Origin of the sequence: Kribbella sp. DT2, assembly GCF_049844575.1 — a bacterium.
GTDB lineage: Bacteria > Actinomycetota > Actinomycetes > Propionibacteriales > Kribbellaceae > Kribbella.
Genome location: NZ_JBNCLH010000003.1, coordinates 204,587 through 224,857 on the forward strand (window position 1 = coordinate 204,587; position 20,271 = coordinate 224,857).

The following is a 20,271-nucleotide window of genomic DNA, read 5'->3' on the forward strand; positions in this document are numbered from 1 at the left end:
TCAGCTACCGGTACCGATCGACGAAGCCTTGGTCTGGATCGCCTTCGCGGTGTCGGCCGGGGACTGGCCGGCCTTGGTCATCTTCTCCACCTCGGTGTCGAACGCGGTCGCGACCTGCTCCCAGTTCACGATCGCCGGCGGCGCCTTCGCGGTCTCCAGCTGCTTGCCGAACACCGGCAGCAGCGGGTCGTTCGCGATGCTCGGGTCCTTCCACGCCGCCTGGACGGCGGGCAGGTCGGTGGACAGCTTGAACCAGTCGGCCTGCGTCTTGCCGTCGGACAGCCACTTGACCAGCTTCCAGGCGCTGTCCTTGTTCTTGCTCGCCTTGAAGACCACGAAGTTGCTGCCGCCGACGAAGGACGTGGAGGTCTTGTTCTTCGGCAGCTCGAAGACGCCGATGTTCGGCTTGATCTTGTCGCCGCCGAGCTTGGCGACCGAGCCCGCCATCCACGGCCCGGAGATGAACATCGGGGCCTGGCCGCTGACGAACTGCGCCTCGGTCTGGTTCGGCGGCAGGTCGGTCCCGGCGATCTTCTCGGTGAAGAAGGACTGGTAGTACTTCAGCCCCTCCTGCATCTCCGGCGTGTCGAGCGTGAACTCCTTGTCGTCGTCGGAGGTGATGTTCGCCCCGGCCGACCAGGAGAACGGCATCACCGTCTGCCAGGAGCCCTGACCGCCCGGCTGCAGGTTGATGCCGTACTTCGCACCGGCCTTCTCCTGCATCGCCTTGGCCATCGTCTTCAGCCCGTCCCAGTCGGTCGGCGGCGTGGTGATGCCGGCCTTCGCGGCCAGGTCCTTGCGGTAGTAGACCAGTCGCGTCTCGACGTACCAGGGCACGCCGTAGCTGACGTCCTTGACCTTGGTGGTGTCCAGCGCGCCGGGGAAGAAGCTGCTGGAGTCGATCCCGGCCGGGGTCGGGTCGAGCGCGTCGAGGTCGGCGAACTCACCCATCCAGGTGGTCCCGACCATCGCGGCGTCCGGCAGTGACTGTGCCGTGATCGCGGTGGTGAACTTGTTGTGCGCGGCGTCCCACGGGATCGGCGTGACCTTGACCTTCACGCCCGGGTTCGCCTGCTCGAACGCGGCGGTCAGCTTGGGCAGGTTCTCACCCTCGGTGCCCATCGCCCAGACGGTCAGCTCGCCGGTGGCCGGGTCGCTGCCGATGCTGGTGGACGCCTGCGGTGCGGCCTCGGGGGAGTCCTCGGACCGGCCGCAGCCGGACAGGGCCAGCGCCGCGGCGGTGAGTACGGCGCCGCCGGTCACCAGCCGGTGGCGGGTGCTCTGGGTGATCATGCTCGTCTCCTCGGTTGTCTACTGCTGTTGCCGTGCCGTGCCAGTTCCCCGACGATCAAGCCCCCGGTGCGGTGCCGCAGGAGTCCCGCAGCACCAGTTCTGTCGGTAGTACGTCGTTGCGCGCCCGGGTACGTTCCCCGGTCACGCGTTCGTGCAGTCGCTGGGCGGCCAGCCGGCCGAGCTCGGCCATCGGCTGCCGTACGGTCGTCAGCCCCGGCGACACGTACCGCGCCGCCATCACGTCGTCCCACCCCGTCACGACCATGTCTTCGGGCACGCCGATGCCACCGTCCCGCAGCGTCTGTACGGCGCCCAGCGCGATCTCGTCGTTCGCGCAGACCAGGCCGTCGAACCGCGTCCGCCCGCTCGCCCCCGTCCGCCCGCCCGGGGTCGTTGCTGCGAGCAACTTTGCGGCGAAGCCGGCGCCGCCTGCTTCGGTCAGTGGGGTGCGTTCGGGCGCCGGCACCTGCAGCCCTCGGGCGCCCAGCGCCTTCGCGTACCCCGCGTAGCGCTGCGACACGTCGTACGAGCTGGCCGGATCACCGACGAACAGGAGTTCCTTCCGCCCGTGGTCCAGCAGTCTCGTGGTCAGCCGCTCGGCGCTCGCCGCGCTCTCGGTCCGGACCGAGTCGCAGCCGGTCACCGGCGGGTGCGCGACGACGACCACCGGCACGTTCGCGCGGCGCAGGTCCTGGATCACGTCCAGCCCGAGAGCGTTGCCGTGGACAACGATCCCGTCCACCCGGCCGGCCAGGTCGCGCACGGTCCTGGCCGGATGCGGATTCCCGTGCGTAACGGTCAGGACGACGCTCTGCCCGTGCTCGCCCGCCCACCGCTCGTACCCCATCAGCAGGTCGCCGTAGAACGGGCCGGCCAGGTCGGGCAGCACGAGCCCGTGCGCTTCGTGACGTTGCACCGCGAGGCTTCGGGCGGCTCGCAGCGGAACGTAGTTGAGCTCGTGCGCCGCCTGGTCGACCCGGGCGCGGGCCTTGGCCGACACCGGCCCGGTGCCCTGCAGGACGCGCGAGACCGTCGCGATCGACAGTTGCGCGAGCGCGGCGACGTCGTAGATCGTCGCCGGCCTGCCGGTCGGTCCGGAGGGCATCGCGGGGACTCCTTCGGGAGGGTGCCTGGCAAAGAGTGCCGGCAAAGTGGAAGCGCTTACAGTTTTCGACCCTGCCTTGTCCCGGGGTGGTTGGTCAAGGGTTCGGGCTGCTTCGTACGTCGTCTTCGGGCGATGTCTGGGACGATGGCGCGGTGACCACACACGCAGCGTCAGGGGAGCGGAAGGACCGGCTCTGGCTGGTCCGCCACGGCGAGACCGAGTGGAGCAAGTCGGGTAAACACACGTCCACCACCGACCTGCCGCTGACCGCGGAGGGTGAGCGGATCGCGGGGGAGTTGCGCGACCGCCTGCAGGGGCACGACTTCGACCTGGTGCTGACCAGCCCGCGGCAGCGCGCCCGGCGTACGGCCGAGTTGGCGGGCTTCCCGGAGGCTGAGGTCGACGACGACCTGGTCGAGTGGGACTACGGCGACTACGAAGGCATCACCACCGCGAAGATCCGCGAGACCGTGCCCGGCTGGACGGTCTGGGCCAACCCCGTACCCAACGGTGAAACGCCTGCTCAGGTCGCGACGCGCCTCGACCGCGTGAACGCCCGGATCGCGGCGGTCGACGGCGACGTACTGGCGTTCGGGCACTCGCACGCGCTGCGTGCCCTCACCGCCCGCTGGCTCGAGCTCGGCGTGACGGAGGGTCGCCACTTCGTGCTCAACACCGCCACGGTCTCGATCCTCGGCTGGGAACGCGGTTCACCGGTGATCCATCAGTGGAACTCGTAGAGCGCGACCTCGCCGACCTGCTGGAACCCGAGGCCCGCGTAGACATCCTTGCCGGCAGCTGACGCCTCCAGCACCGCGTACTGCGCTGCGTCTTCTGCCTGTTGCACGGCGTACTGGGTGATCGCGGCGCCGATTCCCTGTCTGCGGGCCTCGGGCACGGTCATCACGAAGTACACCCCGGCGACGTTCTCGGTCAGGAAAGTAGTTGCCGTTGCCACCGGTTTTCCGTCGAGCCTTGCGAGGTAGTGGCGCCAGGGGTCGTCGTACCCTTCCCGGCGGTAGATCTCGGCGACCCACTGCGCCTCGGGCGGTCCTTCGCCGAACCCTTGGCCGAGTGTGTGCTCCCAGACAGTCAGCTCTTGGTCCGTGCTTGTTCTGGTGATCTCCAGCTCTGGCGGACCCGGAGTTTCTTTCGTCAGCTTGCTGATCTCGATCGCCATCGCCGGCTCGCGGCCGCCGTCCGTGAATCCGGCTGTGATGAGGCGCTCACCCAGATCAGTGGGCCGCATCGACGGGCCCACGTGCCAGCATCCCGGCACTCCGTGGGCCTTCATCAGGTCAAGCGACTCGGCGATCACGGCGTCAGCCTCGTCCGCCGGCAGATCGGCGGCGACCACCGCGTTGTGGTAATCGAGTGGCGACCCGCCGATCGTCCAGCGCACCTTCGCGTCGTCACGCCGTACGCCGCCGCCTGCTGTGCCCATTGCCAGCAGCAGCTCGGCTGCGTTGTCCTCGACTGATTGGATCAGCATCTGCCCAGTATCGGCACACTCACGGAGCGAAGTCGCCTGTGTCTTCAGCCGGACTGCGCTTTCTGCCTTCAGCCGGACTGCGTTTCAGCCGGGGAGGGCGTTCCACTGGGCCAGCGTGGAGGCCAGCAGGGTCGCCGTCGGCAGGTTCTCGAACTCGTCGCGGCTGACGAAGCGGGCGTCGTCGGCGTCGTCACCGGCCCGCAGCCTGCCGCCGACCTGCTCGGCCTGGTAGTCGCGGATCACGTACAGCCGCCGGCCCGGCGCCTCCCGCTCGACCTCACCGACCAGGTCCCCGACGACGACTCGGAGACCGGTTTCCTCCGCGACCTCGCGGGCCACCGCGGTCGGGTCGTCCTCGCCCGGCTCGACCCGCCCGCCAGGCAACGACCACAGCCCGCGACCGGGCTCGTGCGCCCGCTGGACCAGCAGCAGGCGGTGCTGCTCGTCGTACACGAGGGCCCCGACACAGTCGACCCGGTCACGCTCCATGCGGATAACAGTAAGGAGAAGGGCGCGGTCCGGATAGCATCAGTGCCGAGACTTGTCCAGAACTGATCTGTCTTGTCGAGAACTGTCTCTGTTGTCCAGAGAAGGGATCCTGATCGCTCGTGCGCATCGACCTGCACACCCACTCCAACCGCTCGGACGGCACCGACCCGGTCGACGTCCTGATCGCGCACGCGAAGCGGGACGGCCTGGACGTGATCGCGCTCACCGATCACGACACGGCCGACGGGTGGGCCGAGGGCCGGCGTGCCGCGGAGGAGCTCGGGATCGGCTTCGTGCCCGGGATCGAGATCTCCTGCAAGCTGCAGGGGATCGCCGTCCACCTGCTCGCGTACCTGCCCGACCCGTCGTACCAGCCGCTGGCCGACGAGCTGCGCATCGTCCGCGACGGCCGCACCGACAGAATCCCGTCGATCGTCGCCCGGCTGAACGGGATGGGCGTCCAGCTCACCGTCGACGAGGTGCTCGCCCAGGCCACCGGTACGCCGTCGGTCGGCCGCCCGCACGTCGCGGACGCCCTGGTCGCCAACGGCACGGTTGCGGACCGCGGTGAGGCGTTCGACCGGTTCCTGGCCGACGGCCGTCCGGGCCACGTGTCGCACTACGCGATCGACCCGGGCCAGGCGATCGACATGGTCCGCGCCGCCGGCGGCGTACCGGTGATCGCGCACCCGTGGGGCCGCTCCAGCTACAAGGTCGTCACCGCCGAGGCCATCGCCCAGCTGGTCTCCGACCACGGCCTGGCCGGGATCGAGGTCGACCACCAGGACCACTCGCCGCAGTCGCGGGAGACGCTGCGCGGGATCGCCGAGGACCTGGGCATCATCTGGACCGGTTCGAGCGACCACCACGGGCTCGGCAAGGTGAACCACGAGCTCGGGGTGAACTCGACCGACCCGGAGCAGTTCCAGCGCCTGCTGGAGGTCGCCAAGGTCAACGCCGCGGCCAGCTCCGCGCAGGTGCCCGAGGCCTACCTGCCGTGAGCTCCGTCATCAACTTCGGCCTGCTCAGCGAGGTCTTCGTCACGCTGTTCGTGATCATGGACCCGCCTGGCACGGTCCCGGTCTTCATCTCGCTGACCGCCGGGCAGTCCCGCGCGGTCCGCAAGAAGGCCGCCTGGCAGGCGGTCCTGGTCGCCTTCGGCGTGATCGTCGTCTTCGCCGCCTTCGGCCAGCAGATCCTGCACAACCTCGGCATCACCCTCCCCGCCCTCCAGGCCGCGGGCGGCCTGCTGCTCCTGCTGATCGCCCTGCAGCTGCTGACCGACACCGCCGAGGACCCGGTCCAGACCAAGAACGTCAACATCGCCTTCGTCCCCCTCGGCACCCCCCTCCTGGCCGGCCCCGGCGCCATCGTCGCCACCATGGTCTTCGTCCAACGCGCCGACGGCTCCCTCCCTGAGGTGGTCGCCATCTCGGTAGGCATCGTCCTCATCCACCTGGTGATGTGGCTGACCCTGCGCTTCTCCGGCCTCATCATGCGCATCCTCGGCGAAAACGGCGTCCTCCTGGTCACCCGCATCGCCGGCCTCCTCCTGAGCGCCATCGCCGTCCAACTGGTAGCCGACGCAGTCTCCGACTTCATCAAGGCCGGCTGACCGCCACACCCAGCCGCCGCCGAACCGCCTCACCCGGCTACCGGCGCCGAACCGCCACACCCGGCCACCGTCGCCGAACCGCCACACCCAGCCGCCGCCGAACCGCCTCACCCGGCTACCAGCGCTGCCTGCCGAACCGCCCCATCCAGCTACCGCAGCCCGCGGCCCAGCCCACCCGCCGTAGCCACAGCCCCAGCCCGACCGCCGACCTCCCCCCGGCATCCCGGTCGTCCTCCGACAGGCCAACCGCGGCCCAGGTGGTTGCCGGCCCCAAGCTGCGTCAGGCTGCCCGACCGCCGTACCAGCGCCGTGTGCGTGGCGTGCCAGCGGGTGGCGGCACAGTGGAGGTCACCGAACGACAGAGGGGTGACCATGACCACGAAGACCGTGAACAAGCTGGCGGTACCGGGCGCGACGCTGCACTACGAGGTCACCGGCAGCGGCCCGGTCCTGCTGCTGATCGCCGGCGGCTTCACCGACGGCGGCATCTTCGACTCCATCGTCGGCCAGTTGGCCGCCGACTACACCGTGATCACCTACGACCCCCGAGGCAACTCCCGCAGCCCGTACGACGGGAAGGCGACCGACGAGCGGGTGGACCGTTCCGCTGAGGACGCGCTGGCGCTCATCGACGCTGTCGGTGGTGGCGAGGCGGCGTACGTGTTCGGTAGTTCCTCCGGCGCGATCACCGGGCTGGAGTTGATCGCTCGGCACCCCGACCGCGTCCGCATGCTCATCGCGCACGAGCCGCCCGCCGTCGACGTGTTGCCCGACGCAACCACCGCGCACGCGTTCTTCGAGGACGTCCACAGCACGTACACCACCGACGGTCCGGTCCCCGCGCTCCACCTGTTCGCCGGCGGGCTCGGGCTCGACGAGGACGACCAGCCGGCGCCGGAGGACCTGCGCCCGGAGTACCGGCACGCCGTCGAGCGCATGATGGGCAACACCAACACGTTCTTCGCCCACAAGTTGTTGCCCTTCACCCGCTACCGCCCCGACCTCGACGCACTCCGCGAGATCGCCGCCAAGATCGTCCCCGCAGCCGGCGCCGACTCCGCCGAACACCTCCCCGCCCGCCCCATCGCCGTCATCGCCGACGAAGTCGGCTGGCCAGTAGTCACCTTCCCCGGCGGCCACACCGGCTACGCCTCCCACCCAGCCCAGTTCGCCACCCTCCTGAGCCGCCTACTGGAGTCCGACCAAACCAGCTGACCACCACGCCCCACCACCAGCCGAAGACCAGCCACCCGTACGCCGAACACCCGGGCACTCCCGGCGGTATGACCTGCCGCCCGCGCCCGCGCCCGCGCCCGCGCCCGCCGAGTCCGACCGGTCCGCGTGAGCTACCGCCCCGCCGCGTGAGCTACCGCCCCGCCCACCTGTTGAAGGGCGGGTCGGGGCCGCCCCCGCCTGACCGCCTGACCGCCTGCCAGGCCCGTCCGCGTGCTGTGCCCCGGGCAGGTCGGCTTCCCCATCACCTGCCGCTCGCCGGACCGCGTCCTTCGTCCTATTGGCCCGTCCGTCTGCTGTGCCCGGGGCAGGTCGGCTGCCCCGTCACCTGCCGCTCTGCCGGACCGCATCCTTCGTCCTAGGCGCCCTGACGGACCTCCCAGCTTGCCGGCTTTGGTGCGTTGGCATGCGGGGGATTGCCAGTTGTAGCAACTCGGTTGACGGGTGGTGGCGGGGGCGCGTAGCGTCACGTTTCTTCCCTTGACAACGGCGCGTTCGGCGTGCCGCCACAGTGGTGTCCGAACCCCCGGGTCCTTCAGGATTCGGGGTAGTTCAGCGTGCCGCTGTGCCTTCGGACACCACTCGACGTGTGTGAAAGGAGGTTGCTGTGGGCGTCTACTGGGCGATCGCGGTCCGGTCGTTCCGCCGGTTCTCGACGTACCGGATCGCTACTGTGTCGGGCGCGTTCACCAACACCGTGTTCGGGTTCATCTTCTGCGGTGTGTACCTGACGCTGTGGGAGCAACGGCCGAACCTCGGCGGGTACGACGTGACCGACGCGCTCACCTTCGTCTGGTTGCAGCAGGGGCTGCTGGTGCCGATCGGGATCTTCGGCGCGAGCACCACCGTCGAGCTCGGCGAGCGGGTCCGGACCGGCGCGATCGCCGTCGACCTGTACCGGCCGACCCACCTGATGCTGTGGTGGTTGTCGATGGACGCCGGCCGGGCCGGGTTCGAGCTGATCGCTCGCGGCGGTGTTCCGCTGCTGGTCGGTTCGCTGGTCTTCGACCTGCGGTTCCCCTCGACGGCGCTGCAGGGGTTCGCGGTCGGGATCGCGTTGGTGTTCGGGATCCTGGTCAGCTTCGGCATCCGGTACCTGGTCGCGCTGTCCGGCTTCTGGATCACCGACTCGCGCGGACTCGAAGGGCTCGCGCTGGTGCTGTCGCTGTTCTTCTCCGGCTCGATCCTGCCGCTGGTGGTGTTCCCGGGCTGGCTCGGCGCGTTCGCGCGGGCGACGCCGTGGGCCGCGACCATGCAGGTACCGATCGACGTCTGGCTCGGGCGGAACGTCCCCGCCCAGGCGCTCGGGTTCCAGCTCGGCTGGATCGTCGTGCTGCTGCTGATCGGCCGGCTCGCGACCGTGCTGGCGACCCGGAAGGTGGTGATCCAGGGTGGCTGAACCTGGCGCGGTCGGGATCTCGTTGCGCAGGGCAATGGCCTGGCCGGGGCAGTACTGGATGCTGGTGCTGATGTGGATCCGGTCGTCGCTGGCCTACCCGGCGTCGTTCGTGTTCCTGCTGATCGGGTCGGCGCTGGTCACGGTGACGGACTTCGTCGCCGTACTGATCATGTTCAGCCACATCCGGAGCTTCGGCGGGTTCGACCTGGGCCAGATGGCGCTGCTGTACGGGACCGCGTCGATGACGCTCGGCATCGCCGACCTCCTCACCGGCTCGATCGAACGCATCGGTCAGCGGATCCGCAACGGCGACCTGGACGTCTGGCTGGTCCGGCCGGTCCCGGCGTTCATCCAGGCGATCGCGGACAACTTCGCGCTCCGGCGCCTCGGCCGGCCGCTGCAGGCCGGGCTGATCCTCGGTCTCGGGATCGGTGCCGTCGACATCGACTGGAGTTGGCTGAAGCTGGTGTTCCTGCTCGTCTCGCTGGTCAGCGGCGCGGTCATCTTCGCCGCGATCTTCGTGCTCGGCGGCGCGTTCCAGTTCGTCGCGATCGACTCGGCCGAGCTCGCCAACTCGTTCACGTACGGCGGGCAGCAGCTCACCCAGTACCCGCTGGCGGTCTTCGGCCAGGAGGTCGTCCGCGCCGTCACGTTCGTCGTACCGCTCGCCTTCGTCAACTACTACCCGGTGCTCTACGTACTGGGCAAGCCGGCCCCGCTGGGCCTGCCGTCCTGGATCGGCCTGCTGGCCCCGGCTGTCGCGGTCGCCATGACCGCGATCGCGTCGCTGGCCTGGCGAGGCGGTCTCCGCCGCTACCGCAGTACAGGGAGCTGAATCGTCGTGCCCGTCATCGAGCTGGACCAGGTGTCCCGCGCGTTCACCGTCTCCACCCGCACCGGCCTGCGGCGTACCCGCCGCGAGGTCCGCGCCGTCGACGACCTGTCGTTCACCGTCGAACCCGGCGAGGTGATGGGCTACATCGGCCCGAACGGCGCCGGCAAGTCCACCACGATCAAGATGCTGACCGGGATCCTGGTGCCGACCGGCGGCACCATCCGCGTCGCCGGTGTGGACCCGTCTCGCCACCGCACTCGCCTGGCGAAACGCATCGGCGTGGTCTTCGGTCAACGCACCACACTGTGGTGGGACCTGCCGCTCAAGGAATCCTTCGCCGTTCTGCAGAAGATGTACGGCGTCCCGCGGGCCCGTCACCGCGAGAACCTGGAGACCTTCGTCGAGCTCCTGGACCTGGGCGATCTGCTTGATGTCCCTGTCCGGCAGCTCTCGCTGGGGCAGCGGATGCGCGGTGACATCGCTGCCGCGCTGCTTCACGATCCTGAGATCGTCTACCTGGACGAACCCACCATCGGTCTGGACATCGTCAGCAAGGCTCGCCTCCGCACGTTCCTGGCCGAGCTGAACAAGGACCGGGGCACCACTGTCATCCTCACCACTCACGACCTCGACGACATCGAAGCCCTCTGCTCGAGAGTGATGGTCATCGATCACGGCCACCAGGTCTACGACGGCACGCTCACTGGGCTTCGAGCTTCGCAGTCAGCGCCGCGCACGCTCGTTGTCGACTTGGCGACCCCGCACCCGCCGATCACCGTCGAAGGCGCCACCGTCACCCGCACCGACGGGCCTCGCCAGTGGCTCTCGTTCCCGCCCACCACGTCGGCCGCACCGCTGGTGGCGCAGATCGCCGCCGCGTACCCGCTGGTCGACCTCTCGGTGCAGGAGCCGCCCATCGAGTCCATCATCACCAAGCTGTACGCGGGAGCCTGACCGCGGTGCTCTAGGTGGGGGACTAGACCAACGCCCGGCGGTGGCGCGGCGGAGGTGGCTTGGTTGACATCGGGTGGTGGCGCGGCGGAGGGCGAGCCGGCGACGTCGGGTGGTGGCACGGCGGAGGGCGAGCCAGCGATGTCGGGTGGTGGCACGGCGGAGGGCGAGCCAGCGATGTCGGGTCGTGGCACGTGGAAAGGGCGGCTGGTTCGTGCTGGGCGGCGGCGTGACGACAGGGCGGACTGGCTGCACAGATCGGCCAGCGCGGTGGCTATAGGGCGGTTTGGGTGTGGCCGGGCGGCGGGCGGCTCGGTTGACGCCGGGGCCGTGGCACGCCAAGGCGAGCGTGCTTGAGAAGCCAGCGTGCTTGAGAAGCCGGCGTGCTTGAGAAGCCAGGGCACTGTGAGTGTGAGCAGCCTGACGGGATCGGGCTGCTGTCGTAGGCCAAGGCGGCTCAGGGTGGCTCGGCGGTTGGTTGAGGCGTTTCGCTCTGGCCGGACTGCGCTGGTGCTGAGGTGGCGTGGGTTGGCCGGTCTGGGATGGACCAGCTCGGGCGGGTGGCGTGCGGGCGGCCCTCATGAAATTTCAGGGTCCAGTGGCCCTGGTGGACTTCGGTGTGGTGGGGTCTGCAGAGCAGGGCCAGGTTGGTGAGGGTGGTGGGGCCGCCGTCGGACCAGTGAGTGATGTGGTGGGCCTCGGTCATCGCGGGCGGGGCGGAGCAGACGACGCAGCCTCGGTCGCGGGTGTTCAGGGCGTGGCGGATGGCGCGGGTGACGAAGCGGTGCTCGGTGCCTACGTCGAGGGGTTCGGAGTCGGTGCCGAGGACCATGGGGATGATGCCGGCGTCGCAGGCGACGCGGCGTACGGCGGCGGCCGAGAGGGTTGCGCCGGAGGCCAGCCGGCCGGTGCCGGTGGCGGACTGCAGGTCTTTGAGATCGATGGTGACGGTGACGTGCGGCTTGATGTCGCCGTGGGCGGGCGCGGCCGCGCCGGTCGCCGCGGCTGCGGCGAGGATGGTGGTGAGGGCATCTGCTTGGCGCTTGCCGCGGCTGCGGGGATCGCGTTGTCCGTCGGCGGTCAGGTGCGGGCGGGAGCCGGCGAAGATCAAGGTCTCGAAGAGTTCGGCGTGCTCGCCCGCCAGGTACCCGCCGAACTCGGCGCCGTGATCACCGCGCTTCAACCACAGGGTCTCGGCGGCGAGTGCTCGGACCTCGTCGGGCTCGGGGCCGTCGGTGTCCAAGGTGTCGCGGACGGCCTTGCCGAGCTTTCGTAGCTCACGGGGATTGAGGACCTCAGCGGCCTCGACCATCTGGCGCTCGGCGACTCGAAGGTCTTCGAGCGGGACCATCGCGGTGCAGGGGATGCGTTCCAGCGCGGTGACGATCGCTTCGGCCTGTCCGGTGTGGAGGTCGGAGCTGAGGGCTGTGTTGACCTCCGGGTACTTCGGCAGTGCCGAGGCCAGGCGCAGGTCGCGGCGGACGTCGGTGGAGTCGAGGCGATGGCGCATCGCGATGAGTTGGACGGTGTCGCGGGCGCCGATCTCGCTTGCATGACCGTTGGCCTCGAGGGCTGCGAGCAGGCGGAGACGGTACACCTGCAGGCGTGCGATGTCGGCCTGCGTCGCGTCGAGAGCAGACAACATCTCACTGCCGCTCATCGACCAGACCGGTCGCTCGTCGCACTCTGCCATGCCGTCAATAGTGCCCGATCCTGCCGACAGTTTTCGGCCGAAAAGCCCTTACCAGCAAAGAAACCCGCAATCTGACCGGAACCGGCCAACCAGCCGGAACGCGGGGGCAGATGCTTGAATCACGCCGTCTGGGAGCAGGCCTTGGAGAGTTAGTTGCCCAGCATCGGCGCAGAGGTCGTTGTCCGTACGCCGTACCAGCTCAGCCGAGGTCGGCGGCCATGGATGCGAAGACGATTTCCGCGTCCATGGGAGTCGGGTCGTCCCTCCACTCCTGCAGGGTCTCGGGGTCGATCTCCTCGTCGTAGATACCGACGCCCGCGGCCATCAGACATCGCGCCTCGGCGATCCCGATCTCGACGTACTCCAAGTCCCGCTGGAAGAAGTAGTCCTGTTGGGCCGCCTCGTTGCGGTGAAACCGGCCCGCCTTGGCGACATAGACCCAGAGGTCCTCGTCGATGAGCCCGGCAACAAGGTGCGGTTCGCCGTTGTTGTCCTTGACCATGAACAATCGTGTCATCGTCCGATCCCATCCCGGCCGTCGTTCTTCCTGCGTCGGTCACGTTGCTGCTGCGGCTCGTTCCGCCGCCCTGGCGGAGGCTCCTGGATGGTACGTAGGTATGGTGGGCTGCCTCCACCGACCACCCCCGTGCTTGCAGACGACCGACCACCTTGTGCGCAGCAGCTACGACCTGGTCGGGACAGTTCACACCGACGGTGTACCCGAGGACGGGCGGTAGCCCTGGCGCCGTACTTGGCGATGATCTGCTCCCGGCTCGGAAGGTCTCCCCAGTCGAGTGGATGGTCCCGACTGAGCTGCGCATGCAGTTCTGCCGGCTCCGGTGGGCGGTCGTCCTGCATGTGGTCCCCCCAGGTGGTCGTCGTCCTTCGACGGCAGTTACCGGGGGAGGTGCTGTGGGGTGAGGATCTGGATCTGTGGACAACTTCGCTCACCGGTTCAGTTGCCCAGGGCACCGGGGCGTGAGGGCACCAGTTCGTAGGCCGTACCAGCGCTCTAGCCGAGGTCGGCGGCCATCGAGGCGAAGACGATCTCGGGGTCCATCGGAGTCTCGTCCGCACGCCAGCGGCGCACCGAGTCGGGGGTCTGCTGCTCGTCGACCGTGCCCACGCCGACGGCGATCAACCGCTGGGCCTCGGCGATGCCGATGTCCTGGAACTCCAGCTCGCTGAGGAAGAAGAAGTCCTCCCGGGCGCCTTCGTTGAGGTGGAACTTGCCGGTGTTGGCGACGTACGTCCACACGTCCTGATCGATCACCGCGGCAACCCACAGGTCGCTGCCGTCGTCGTCCTTGATCACAAACAACCGAGTCATCGTGAGGTCCCGTCCGGTCGGTCCAGCTGGTTGAGCTGCTCTCGGTACTGATTCTCCCGGACCGTCGGTTGCTCCGCGACGACGACCGGCCGACTGCCCCGGGAGGTCGTCATCTTTCCGTCGCCGTATCGTCTGGTCGTGATCGGTACGCCGCCCAGCGTCTCCAGGTCCCCGAGCCCGGCCGGATCGGTCAGCCTGGCGGACAGCTCGGTCGCCTCCGCGCCGGCGGCGGCGCGGACCGTCGGAGACTGGTTGCGATCACGCTGCACTTCGTACAGAGGCGTGGTCAGCTCCTTCACGGCGAGCGACTCGCGAGAGTGCACCTGGAGCTCGACTGTCTGTCCTCTGGTGTGCAGGAAGACGTGCAGGCCCTTGTAGCGGCTGCGGTCGACGTACGAGTGATGAGCGGAATCGATCGTCCACCCCTTGGCCAGCAGCCGCTCCACGGTCCGGACAGCGGTCGTGACCAGGTCGCGTGGGTGATCGGTACCGACCGTGTAGCGCAGAACGTCTTCCGGCCGACTCCGCCCTCTGCCCCGACGGTAATCGGCCCGGGTGCTGAGCTTCCGAGCCAACGACTGCGGGGACTTCAGCCGGTTCTTCAGGTGGTAGGGAAAGCCCTCGGTGCCGATCGCCTCGACCATGTCGGCTGTCACTGCCGGCTCGACGGCCCCCGCACCAGCCAGCCAGCTGAGACTGTACGAGGCCGCTTCCGAGCCGTACATCTCCGCGATGTCGGCGCGAGTAGGCAACGGCGCACCCCAGTCGAGCTCCCGCTCCCTGCTCGCCCGATCATGCAGGTCCGCCGGCTCCGGAAGCCCGTCACCCCCGCCGTTCCATGGCATCTGTCCCCCAGGTGGTCGTTGTTCTTCGAAGGTAGTGAGTTCGGGAGCGCCCGTGGGGTGGGAATTTGGATCTGTGGATAAGTGGTGAGGAGGTTTCAGTTGTGACCTGGTGGGAGTGGGGTCGTTGGGGAAATGGTGGAGGGACCCAACCAGGTGTGGGGTGGAGAGGGTAGACAGGGTGTGGCTGCGACGATGATCGAGCGGGGTGGGGTGGTGGCGCCTCCGGCGGACGGGGCTGGGTTCGTGGCGTGGGTGCGGCCGCACCTGCCGGCGATGGCCCGGGTGGCCGGGCGGCTGGGCGTGGGCGCCGACCGGGACGACATCGTGCAGGAGGCGTTGACCCGGGCCTGGATGAAACGTGGGCAGTACGACGCGACGCGCGGGTCGGCGTCGGCGTGGTTGCTGGCGATCACGGCCGATCAGGCGCGGAAGGCGGCGCGGCGGGTTCGGCCGGTGGTGGAGCTGGCGGAGCACGATGCCGCGGCGGCGGGTGGTGACGTCGACGGCCGGGTGGACGTGGAGCACGCGATGGAAGCTCTGTCGGCGCGGCAGCGGCTGGCGGTGGACTGCTTCTACTTCGCCGACCTGTCGGTGGCCGACACGGCAGCGGTCATGGGGTGCTCCGAGGGCACCGTGAAGTCAACTCTTTCCGACGCGCGGGCGCGCCTGCGGTCCTTGCTGGAGGTCAGCGAATGACACCGACCGACGAGATCGACGAGCTGCTGCGGCAGGCGGGCTCTCGGTGGCGTGCCGAGCAGCCTTCGCCGCCGGAGCCGGACGTGCAGCGGATCACGCGGAAGCCCAAGCGCCCCAAGTGGCTGGTTCCGGCGCTGGCGGCGGCGAGTGTCGCGGCGATCGCGACGGCCGCGCTGATCGTGCTGCCGGGCGGCGACGACGCGCCGGTGGTTGCTCCGGGCAACGGTAAGACGCATCCGCTGGAGGTCCGGGACGGCGACCGGGTCGAGGTCAGCGGGCAGGTCGTCGCGGCGCCCGGCGTACCGGTTCGGTACTGCCTGCCGCTGCCTTCGACCTCGCAGGTCGAGAGTGAGGCGCCGGCGTGTAATGCCGCGGTGGACCTGACCGGGGTCGATCTCACCCGCCTGGTCGACCTGAGCGTGATCAACGGTGTGAAGGCAGGCGTGGCCCGGTTGGTCGGGACGTGGAAGGCCGGGACCATCGCGGTCGAGGAGCAGGGCGCTCCGGCGCCGGTTCAGCCGGGCGATACGGCGCCGACCGTTCCGTGTGCGGCGCCGGCCGGTGGGTGGAAGGCGGGCGACGCGAGTCAGTCGATCACGCCCGCGGTCGAGCAGTTCGTAAAGGCCCGTACGGCGGAGCTGCAGAACCCGTGGATCGGCTGGCCGGAAGGGTTCCCGACCGAGACGACACCAGGCGCGCCGCCGAACAAGCCGAGCGTGGTGATGATCGGGGTCGCGCACGGCGACGTCGCGGCGGTACGACGGGCGCTGGAGCCGCAGGTCAAGGGGAACCTCTGCGTGATCCAGGTGAAGGTGAGCCAGTCCGAGGCGGTCAAGCAGCAGTCCGCGGTGGAGGCGTTGCCGATGACGGACTACGGCATCACGTCGGTCGGGCTCGGTGTCGGTGACAAGCCGGTGCGGGTCGACCTGCGGATCGTGGACGAGAAGACGCTGAACGCGCTGAAGCCGATCGGGGTCGACTCGCTGGACCTGCAGCCGTACATCAGGCCGGTCAGCTGAGCAGGTCGACCTGTGCGTCGCCGCCGGCCTCAGTGGTGGTCGTGGAAGAAGTCGACCAGGATCCGCGCTGTCGCGGCCGGCTGGTCGATCGCGGGAGAGTGGCCCGCGTCCGCGATCACCTGCGGCTTCACGCCGAGGATGTCGGCCATCCGGTCCTGCACCGCGAGCGGCCAGCCGTCGTCGGTCTCGCCGTACGCGACCTGAGCCCGTACGCCGGACTTGGCCAGCCGGTGGGTCCGGTCCTCGGCGTCGACCAGCCGCTTGGTGATCTCGGACAGACTCACCGGCACGTTCCCGGTGAACCGCTTGCGCAGGAACGCCGCGATCTCGGTCGCGGGTGCGACGTACCGGGGTTCCTTGCTGTCGTGCTCCAGCTTCAGGTCGTACACCTGCTCGATCGGCAGGTTGTCGAGGCCGAACGCCATCATCTGCAGCGCCTGCACCTTCGCCTCGTCGCCGAAGGCGCCCGGGCCCGAGCAGAGCAGCGTGACGGTCGAGAACACCGACGGGTCGGCCAGCACGGCCTCCCGCGCGACCAGACCGCCGAACGAGTGCCCGACCAGCTGGCTGTAGCCGCCCAGCGCCTTGCTCATCGCGACCACGTCGAGCGCGAGCTCCTCCAGCGTGTACGCCGAAGGGTCGGCCGGGCCGGGCGTCTCGTACTGACCCCGCTGGTCCACCGCGACCGTCCGCCAGCCGAAGCGCGCCAGGTGGTCCACCAGCGGGGTGAAGTCCTCCTTGCTGCCGGTCCAGCCCGGGACCAGCAGTGCCGTACCGAGCGGCGTACCGACGTCCGGCACGGCCTGCAGGGTGGCGAAGCTGCCACGGTCGGTCTCGAGCGTGACGGGACGGACTCCGTCGGGCAGGGTCAGCGTGCGCGGCGTACTCACAGCTCCACGGTATCCCGCTGCCTGGTCCGCAGCAGGGTGGCGGTCACCACAGCCAGTACGACGATGATGCCCAGGCTCACGAGCGCTGCGAGCTGTACACCGTCCGTGTACGCCGCTCTGGTCAGCTCCAGGACCTCCCTGGCCAGCGGACCAGGGAGGTGGTCGGCGACGGCGACTGCGCTGCCCAGTGTGTCGCGTGCCTCGCTGGAGACCCCAGCAGGCAGCGTCTGCTCGGTCACCTGGCTGCGGTAGACCGCTGTGACCAGGCTGCCCGCTACAGCGACGCCCAGAGCCATGCCGAGCTCAGTGCCGGTCTCACCCATGCCTGAGGCGACACCAGCGCGCTCCGGGGGAGCACTGCCGACCACCAGGTCGTAGGTGAGAGCCAGGACGAGCTGGATGCCGAAGTTGGCGATAACGAGGCCGACGACGATCGCTGTACGGCCGGACAGTGCCATCAGGCCCAGTCCGGGGATCGCGATGAGGAAGCCGAGCGTCATCGACGTTCGGGCGCTGAGCCGGCGGACGATCAGGGGTCCGCCCAGCGTTCCGATGATCCCGGAGACGGCCGACGGCATCATCCACAGGCCGGCGTGCAGCGGGGACAGGCCGAGCACCAGCTGGAAGTACTGGACCGAGAGGAATCCAGTGGCGGCCAGTACGAACAGTCCGAAGGTCTGTGCGCCCAGCGAGACGCTGAACGACGGCAGCCGGAACAGATGCATGTCCAGCAGCGGCTCCGTCAGGGTCAACTGCCGCCGTACGAAGGTGTAGCCGGCCAGCAGACCAGCGGCCAGTACGACGAGGCTGAGCAGGTGCACGCCGTCCTTGGCGGTCTCCTTCAAGGCATAGACGACCGCGATGATCGCGCCGGTGGACAGGGCCACGCTGGGCAGGTCGATCCGGCCCGCACCGGGATTGCGGAACTCCGGCAGCAGCGGCCGCGCGAGCGCGAGCAGGAGCAGCAGCGGCGGGATGCCGATCAGGAACACCGCACCCCAGTGGAAGTTCTCCAGCAGTACGCCGCCGACCAGCGGACCGGCGATCCCGCCGACCATGAAGTTCGTCATCCAGATCGCGATCGCCAGCTGCCGCTGGCGCGGGTCGCGGAACATGTTGCTGATCAGCGACAGCGTCGACGGCATCAGCGTCGCGCCGGCCAGACCGAGCAACGCCCGCGCGCCGATCAGCATCGCCGCGCTGGTCGCGAACGCGGCCACCAGCGACGCGACGGCGAAGCCGGCCGCGCCGATCATCAGCAGCCGGCGGCGGCCGATCCGGTCGCCGATCGTGCCCATCGTGATCAGCAGCCCGGCGACGACGAACCCGTACACGTCGATGATCCAGAGCAGCTCCGAGCTGCTCGGGCCGAGATCGGCGGTCAGCATCGGGGCGGCCAGGTGCAGGACCGTCATGTCGAGGCCGATCAGGATGGTCGGCAGCGCCAGCACGGCCAGGCCGAGCCACTCGCGCCGGCCGGCCCGGGTCGTCGTCTCCACGGTCGTTGTCATGCCGGTCATCCTGAAACCTCAACAATACTTTAAGTCAACAGCGGCCCCGAAAGGCGGCCCGTTCCACCGTGCGGCACAATGGCCGGGTGCCGCGGACGCTGGCAGTCGCCAATCAGAAGGGCGGGGTGGCGAAGACCACCACCGTCGCCTCGCTCGGTGCTGCCCTGACCGAGCTCGGGCAGCGCGTGCTGCTCGTCGACCTCGACCCGCAGGCGTGTCTGACGTTCTCGCTCGGCGTCGATCCCGAGGACCTGGACACCTCGCTGCACCACGTGCTGCTCGGCTCGGCGAAGGCCCGCGACATCCTGATCACGCTCGACGAGGGGCCGGACCTGGTCCCGGCCACGATCGAGCTCGCCACGGCCGAGGTCCGGCTGTCGCGCGACAGCGGTGCCGAGCAGTCGCTGCGGACGGCGCTGCGGCCGCTGGCGGCGTCGTACGACTGGATCTTGATCGACTGCCCGCCGACGCTCGGGCTGCTGACCGTCAACGGACTGTCGGCTGCGTCCGAGGTGCTGATCCCGCTGCAGTGCGAGACGCTCGCGCACCGCGGGGTCGGGCAGTTGCTGGACACGATCCACGACGTCCAGCAGCTGACGAACCCGGGCCTCGAGATCCTCGGCGTCCTCCCGACCCTGTATGACGGCCGCACGACCCACGCGCGCAAAGTGCTGGAGACGATCTCCGGTACCTACGACCTGCCGGTCCTGCAGCCGCCGATCCCCAAGTCGATCCGCTTCGCCGAGGCTCCCGCGATCGGCCAGACCATCCTGACCACCGCACCGGCGACCCCCGGCGCGGCGGCGTACCGAGAACTCGCCAAGGCGCTGCTTTAAGGCTGTTCCGGCTGCGTGCGGCGGATGCGATGGCGGTAGCGCCACAGCGGAACGCCGATCAGCGCAAGGACGACCAGGAACGGCAGCAGTGCGCCGACGGCCGTGGCGACCGCGAGAAACGTTGCGGTGAAGGCGTTCCAGCCACCCGCTAGCCCGGCGAGAAAACCACGGTCGTCGTCCTTCACCTCGGCCGGCGCCTTGCCCGGCTGGGCGATCACCAGCGAGAGCGTCGCCAGTTCGGTCTGCCCGGACAGCGCCTTCTGCTTGGCCAGCAGGGATTCCAGGTCGGCCTCGCGCCGCGTCAGCTCGGACTCGACCGACACGATCTCGGCGATCGTGGTCGCTTTCGCCAGCAGGGCGCGCATCCGGCTGAGGCTGGCGCGCTGGGTGGCGATCCGGCTGTCCACGTCGACCACCTGCTCGGTGACGTCGCTGGACTCCTGGTGGATCGCCGTCCGCGTCCCGAGCTCCGACAAGCGCTGGATCGCGGTCTCGTACGACGCCGTCGGCACCTTCAGGACCAGGTTCGCGCGGGTGATCCGGCCGTTGTCGTCGCCGCCGGTGTCCTCGGACGCGACCTGACCGCGCAGGCCCGTCACGACGCTGATCGCGGCCTGGCGCTGCTTGTCGACGTCCTCGTGCTCGACGGCCAGCGAACCGGTCTTGACGATCGCGCGCGTCAGGTTCGGCTGCGCAGGCGCACCGGCCTTCTCCTTCGCCGCGCCCGAACCGGCCGACGTGTCCGCCTGCGGCCCGGCTTTGTCCTGCGGCCCGCTGAACTCCGGCGCCGCCGCGCTGTCCGTGCTCGCGTTCGAGTTGTCGCCACCACCGCTGCAGCCGGTCAGCGCCACGGCCGCCAGCACGACCCCTGCCGCTACGGCGGTGAACCGTGTCTTCACCATCGCCCATACCCTCTTTCCCCTCGACGATCTGTCCAGCTAGGGACGGCCGTGCGGGGGTACGGCGTTGCGGCGTTCGGTCACGGTCGGGCAACAGAAAACCCCGCCCACCACGGGACGGGGTTTGCCTGTGTGCTCGG

At 69.4% G+C, this 20,271-nt stretch carries 21 protein-coding genes; 10 read left to right on the plus strand and 11 right to left on the minus strand.

Features of this window, described 5'->3' with window-relative positions:
• Both ACLQ2O_RS14420 and ACLQ2O_RS14425 read right to left on the minus strand, forming a co-directional pair.
• Positions 1–1,293 carry a sugar ABC transporter substrate-binding protein gene (locus ACLQ2O_RS14420; RefSeq protein WP_425831321.1) on the minus strand — a complete coding sequence of 431 codons (1,293 nt, stop codon included), beginning with the start codon at positions 1,291–1,293 and terminating at the stop codon, positions 1–3.
• Between the two features lie 55 nt (positions 1,294–1,348).
• Positions 1,349–2,398 carry a LacI family DNA-binding transcriptional regulator gene (locus tag ACLQ2O_RS14425; protein WP_425831323.1) on the minus strand — a complete coding sequence of 350 codons (1,050 nt, stop codon included), beginning with the start codon at positions 2,396–2,398 and terminating at the stop codon, positions 1,349–1,351.
• Positions 2,399–2,550: 152 nt separating this feature from the next.
• On the opposite strand from ACLQ2O_RS14425, the gene ACLQ2O_RS14430 reads away from it, so the two are divergent.
• Positions 2,551–3,138: a histidine phosphatase family protein gene (locus ACLQ2O_RS14430; RefSeq protein WP_425831325.1), complete on the plus strand. Its 588-nt coding sequence runs from the start codon at positions 2,551–2,553 to the stop codon at positions 3,136–3,138.
• On the opposite strand, the gene ACLQ2O_RS14435 is transcribed toward ACLQ2O_RS14430, so the two are convergent.
• Both ACLQ2O_RS14435 and ACLQ2O_RS14440 read right to left on the minus strand, forming a co-directional pair.
• On the minus strand, positions 3,123–3,890 hold the full coding sequence (locus tag ACLQ2O_RS14435; protein WP_425831327.1) for a GNAT family N-acetyltransferase: 768 nt from the start codon (positions 3,888–3,890) through the stop codon (positions 3,123–3,125). The two genes, ACLQ2O_RS14430 and ACLQ2O_RS14435, sit on opposite strands and share 16 nt — an antisense overlap.
• An 84-nt stretch (positions 3,891–3,974) precedes the next feature.
• Positions 3,975–4,379: an NUDIX hydrolase gene (locus tag ACLQ2O_RS14440; RefSeq protein ID WP_425831329.1), complete on the minus strand. Its 405-nt coding sequence runs from the start codon at positions 4,377–4,379 to the stop codon at positions 3,975–3,977.
• 119 nt (positions 4,380–4,498) lie between these two features.
• Between ACLQ2O_RS14440 and ACLQ2O_RS14445 the strand changes: the two genes are divergently transcribed.
• The 6 genes from ACLQ2O_RS14445 to ACLQ2O_RS14470 all read left to right on the plus strand — a co-directional run bounded on the left by ACLQ2O_RS14445 (position 4,499) and on the right by ACLQ2O_RS14470 (position 10,415).
• A complete protein-coding gene (locus tag ACLQ2O_RS14445) occupies positions 4,499–5,380 on the plus strand; it encodes a PHP domain-containing protein (RefSeq protein ID WP_425831331.1) in 882 nt (293 codons plus the stop codon).
• Entirely contained in the window at positions 5,377–5,994 is a 618-nt protein-coding gene (locus ACLQ2O_RS14450) for a MarC family protein (protein WP_425831333.1), read from the plus strand. Before ACLQ2O_RS14445 ends, ACLQ2O_RS14450 begins: the two co-directional genes overlap by 4 nt.
• Positions 5,995–6,366: 372 nt before the next feature.
• Positions 6,367–7,209 (plus strand): alpha/beta hydrolase, encoded by an 843-nt coding sequence (locus ACLQ2O_RS14455; RefSeq protein ID WP_425831335.1) that lies wholly within the window; start codon positions 6,367–6,369, stop codon positions 7,207–7,209.
• A gap of 625 nt (positions 7,210–7,834) precedes the next feature.
• Entirely contained in the window at positions 7,835–8,626 is a 792-nt protein-coding gene (locus ACLQ2O_RS14460) for an ABC transporter permease (protein ID WP_425831337.1), read from the plus strand.
• Complete coding sequence (locus ACLQ2O_RS14465) at positions 8,619–9,461, plus strand: ABC transporter permease (protein ID WP_425831339.1); 843 nt, start codon at positions 8,619–8,621, stop codon at positions 9,459–9,461. Before ACLQ2O_RS14460 ends, ACLQ2O_RS14465 begins: the two co-directional genes overlap by 8 nt.
• Positions 9,462–9,467: 6 nt before the next feature.
• Positions 9,468–10,415: an ABC transporter ATP-binding protein gene (locus tag ACLQ2O_RS14470; protein ID WP_425831341.1), complete on the plus strand. Its 948-nt coding sequence runs from the start codon at positions 9,468–9,470 to the stop codon at positions 10,413–10,415.
• 454 nt (positions 10,416–10,869) lie between these two features.
• Here ACLQ2O_RS14470 and ACLQ2O_RS14475 read toward each other — a convergent pair whose 3' ends face one another.
• From ACLQ2O_RS14475 to ACLQ2O_RS14490, 4 genes are all read right to left on the minus strand, one after another.
• Complete coding sequence (locus ACLQ2O_RS14475; protein WP_425831343.1) at positions 10,870–12,105, minus strand: DUF222 domain-containing protein; 1,236 nt, start codon at positions 12,103–12,105, stop codon at positions 10,870–10,872.
• 199 nt (positions 12,106–12,304) lie between these two features.
• Entirely contained in the window at positions 12,305–12,622 is a 318-nt protein-coding gene (locus tag ACLQ2O_RS14480) for a hypothetical protein (RefSeq protein WP_425831345.1), read from the minus strand.
• A gap of 495 nt (positions 12,623–13,117) precedes the next feature.
• Complete coding sequence (locus ACLQ2O_RS14485; RefSeq protein ID WP_425831347.1) at positions 13,118–13,435, minus strand: hypothetical protein; 318 nt, start codon at positions 13,433–13,435, stop codon at positions 13,118–13,120.
• Positions 13,432–14,280: a RelA/SpoT domain-containing protein gene (locus tag ACLQ2O_RS14490; protein WP_425831349.1), complete on the minus strand. Its 849-nt coding sequence runs from the start codon at positions 14,278–14,280 to the stop codon at positions 13,432–13,434. The genes ACLQ2O_RS14485 and ACLQ2O_RS14490 overlap by 4 nt, the downstream gene beginning before the upstream one ends.
• A gap of 180 nt (positions 14,281–14,460) precedes the next feature.
• Here ACLQ2O_RS14490 and ACLQ2O_RS14495 point away from each other — a divergent pair, with 180 nt between their 5' ends.
• Together ACLQ2O_RS14495 and ACLQ2O_RS14500 are read left to right on the plus strand one after the other, a co-directional pair.
• Complete coding sequence (locus ACLQ2O_RS14495) at positions 14,461–14,976, plus strand: RNA polymerase sigma factor (RefSeq protein WP_425831351.1); 516 nt, start codon at positions 14,461–14,463, stop codon at positions 14,974–14,976.
• A complete protein-coding gene (locus ACLQ2O_RS14500; protein WP_425831353.1) occupies positions 14,973–15,995 on the plus strand; it encodes a hypothetical protein in 1,023 nt (340 codons plus the stop codon). The genes ACLQ2O_RS14495 and ACLQ2O_RS14500 overlap by 4 nt, the downstream gene beginning before the upstream one ends.
• 29 nt (positions 15,996–16,024) lie before the next feature.
• Here ACLQ2O_RS14500 and ACLQ2O_RS14505 read toward each other — a convergent pair whose 3' ends face one another.
• Positions 16,025–16,885, minus strand: coding sequence for an alpha/beta fold hydrolase (locus ACLQ2O_RS14505; RefSeq protein WP_425831355.1), 861 nt, complete (start codon positions 16,883–16,885; stop codon positions 16,025–16,027).
• A complete protein-coding gene (locus ACLQ2O_RS14510; protein WP_425831357.1) occupies positions 16,882–18,396 on the minus strand; it encodes an MFS transporter in 1,515 nt (504 codons plus the stop codon). Before ACLQ2O_RS14510 ends, ACLQ2O_RS14505 begins: the two co-directional genes overlap by 4 nt.
• Positions 18,397–18,482: 86 nt before the next feature.
• Here ACLQ2O_RS14510 and ACLQ2O_RS14515 point away from each other — a divergent pair, with 86 nt between their 5' ends.
• Positions 18,483–19,232 (plus strand): ParA family protein, encoded by a 750-nt coding sequence (locus ACLQ2O_RS14515; RefSeq protein ID WP_425831359.1) that lies wholly within the window; start codon positions 18,483–18,485, stop codon positions 19,230–19,232.
• Here the strand turns inward: ACLQ2O_RS14515 and ACLQ2O_RS14520 are convergent.
• Positions 19,229–20,134, minus strand: coding sequence for a DUF4349 domain-containing protein (locus ACLQ2O_RS14520; protein WP_425831361.1), 906 nt, complete (start codon positions 20,132–20,134; stop codon positions 19,229–19,231). The two genes, ACLQ2O_RS14515 and ACLQ2O_RS14520, sit on opposite strands and share 4 nt — an antisense overlap.
• Positions 20,135–20,271 lie beyond the last annotated feature (137 nt).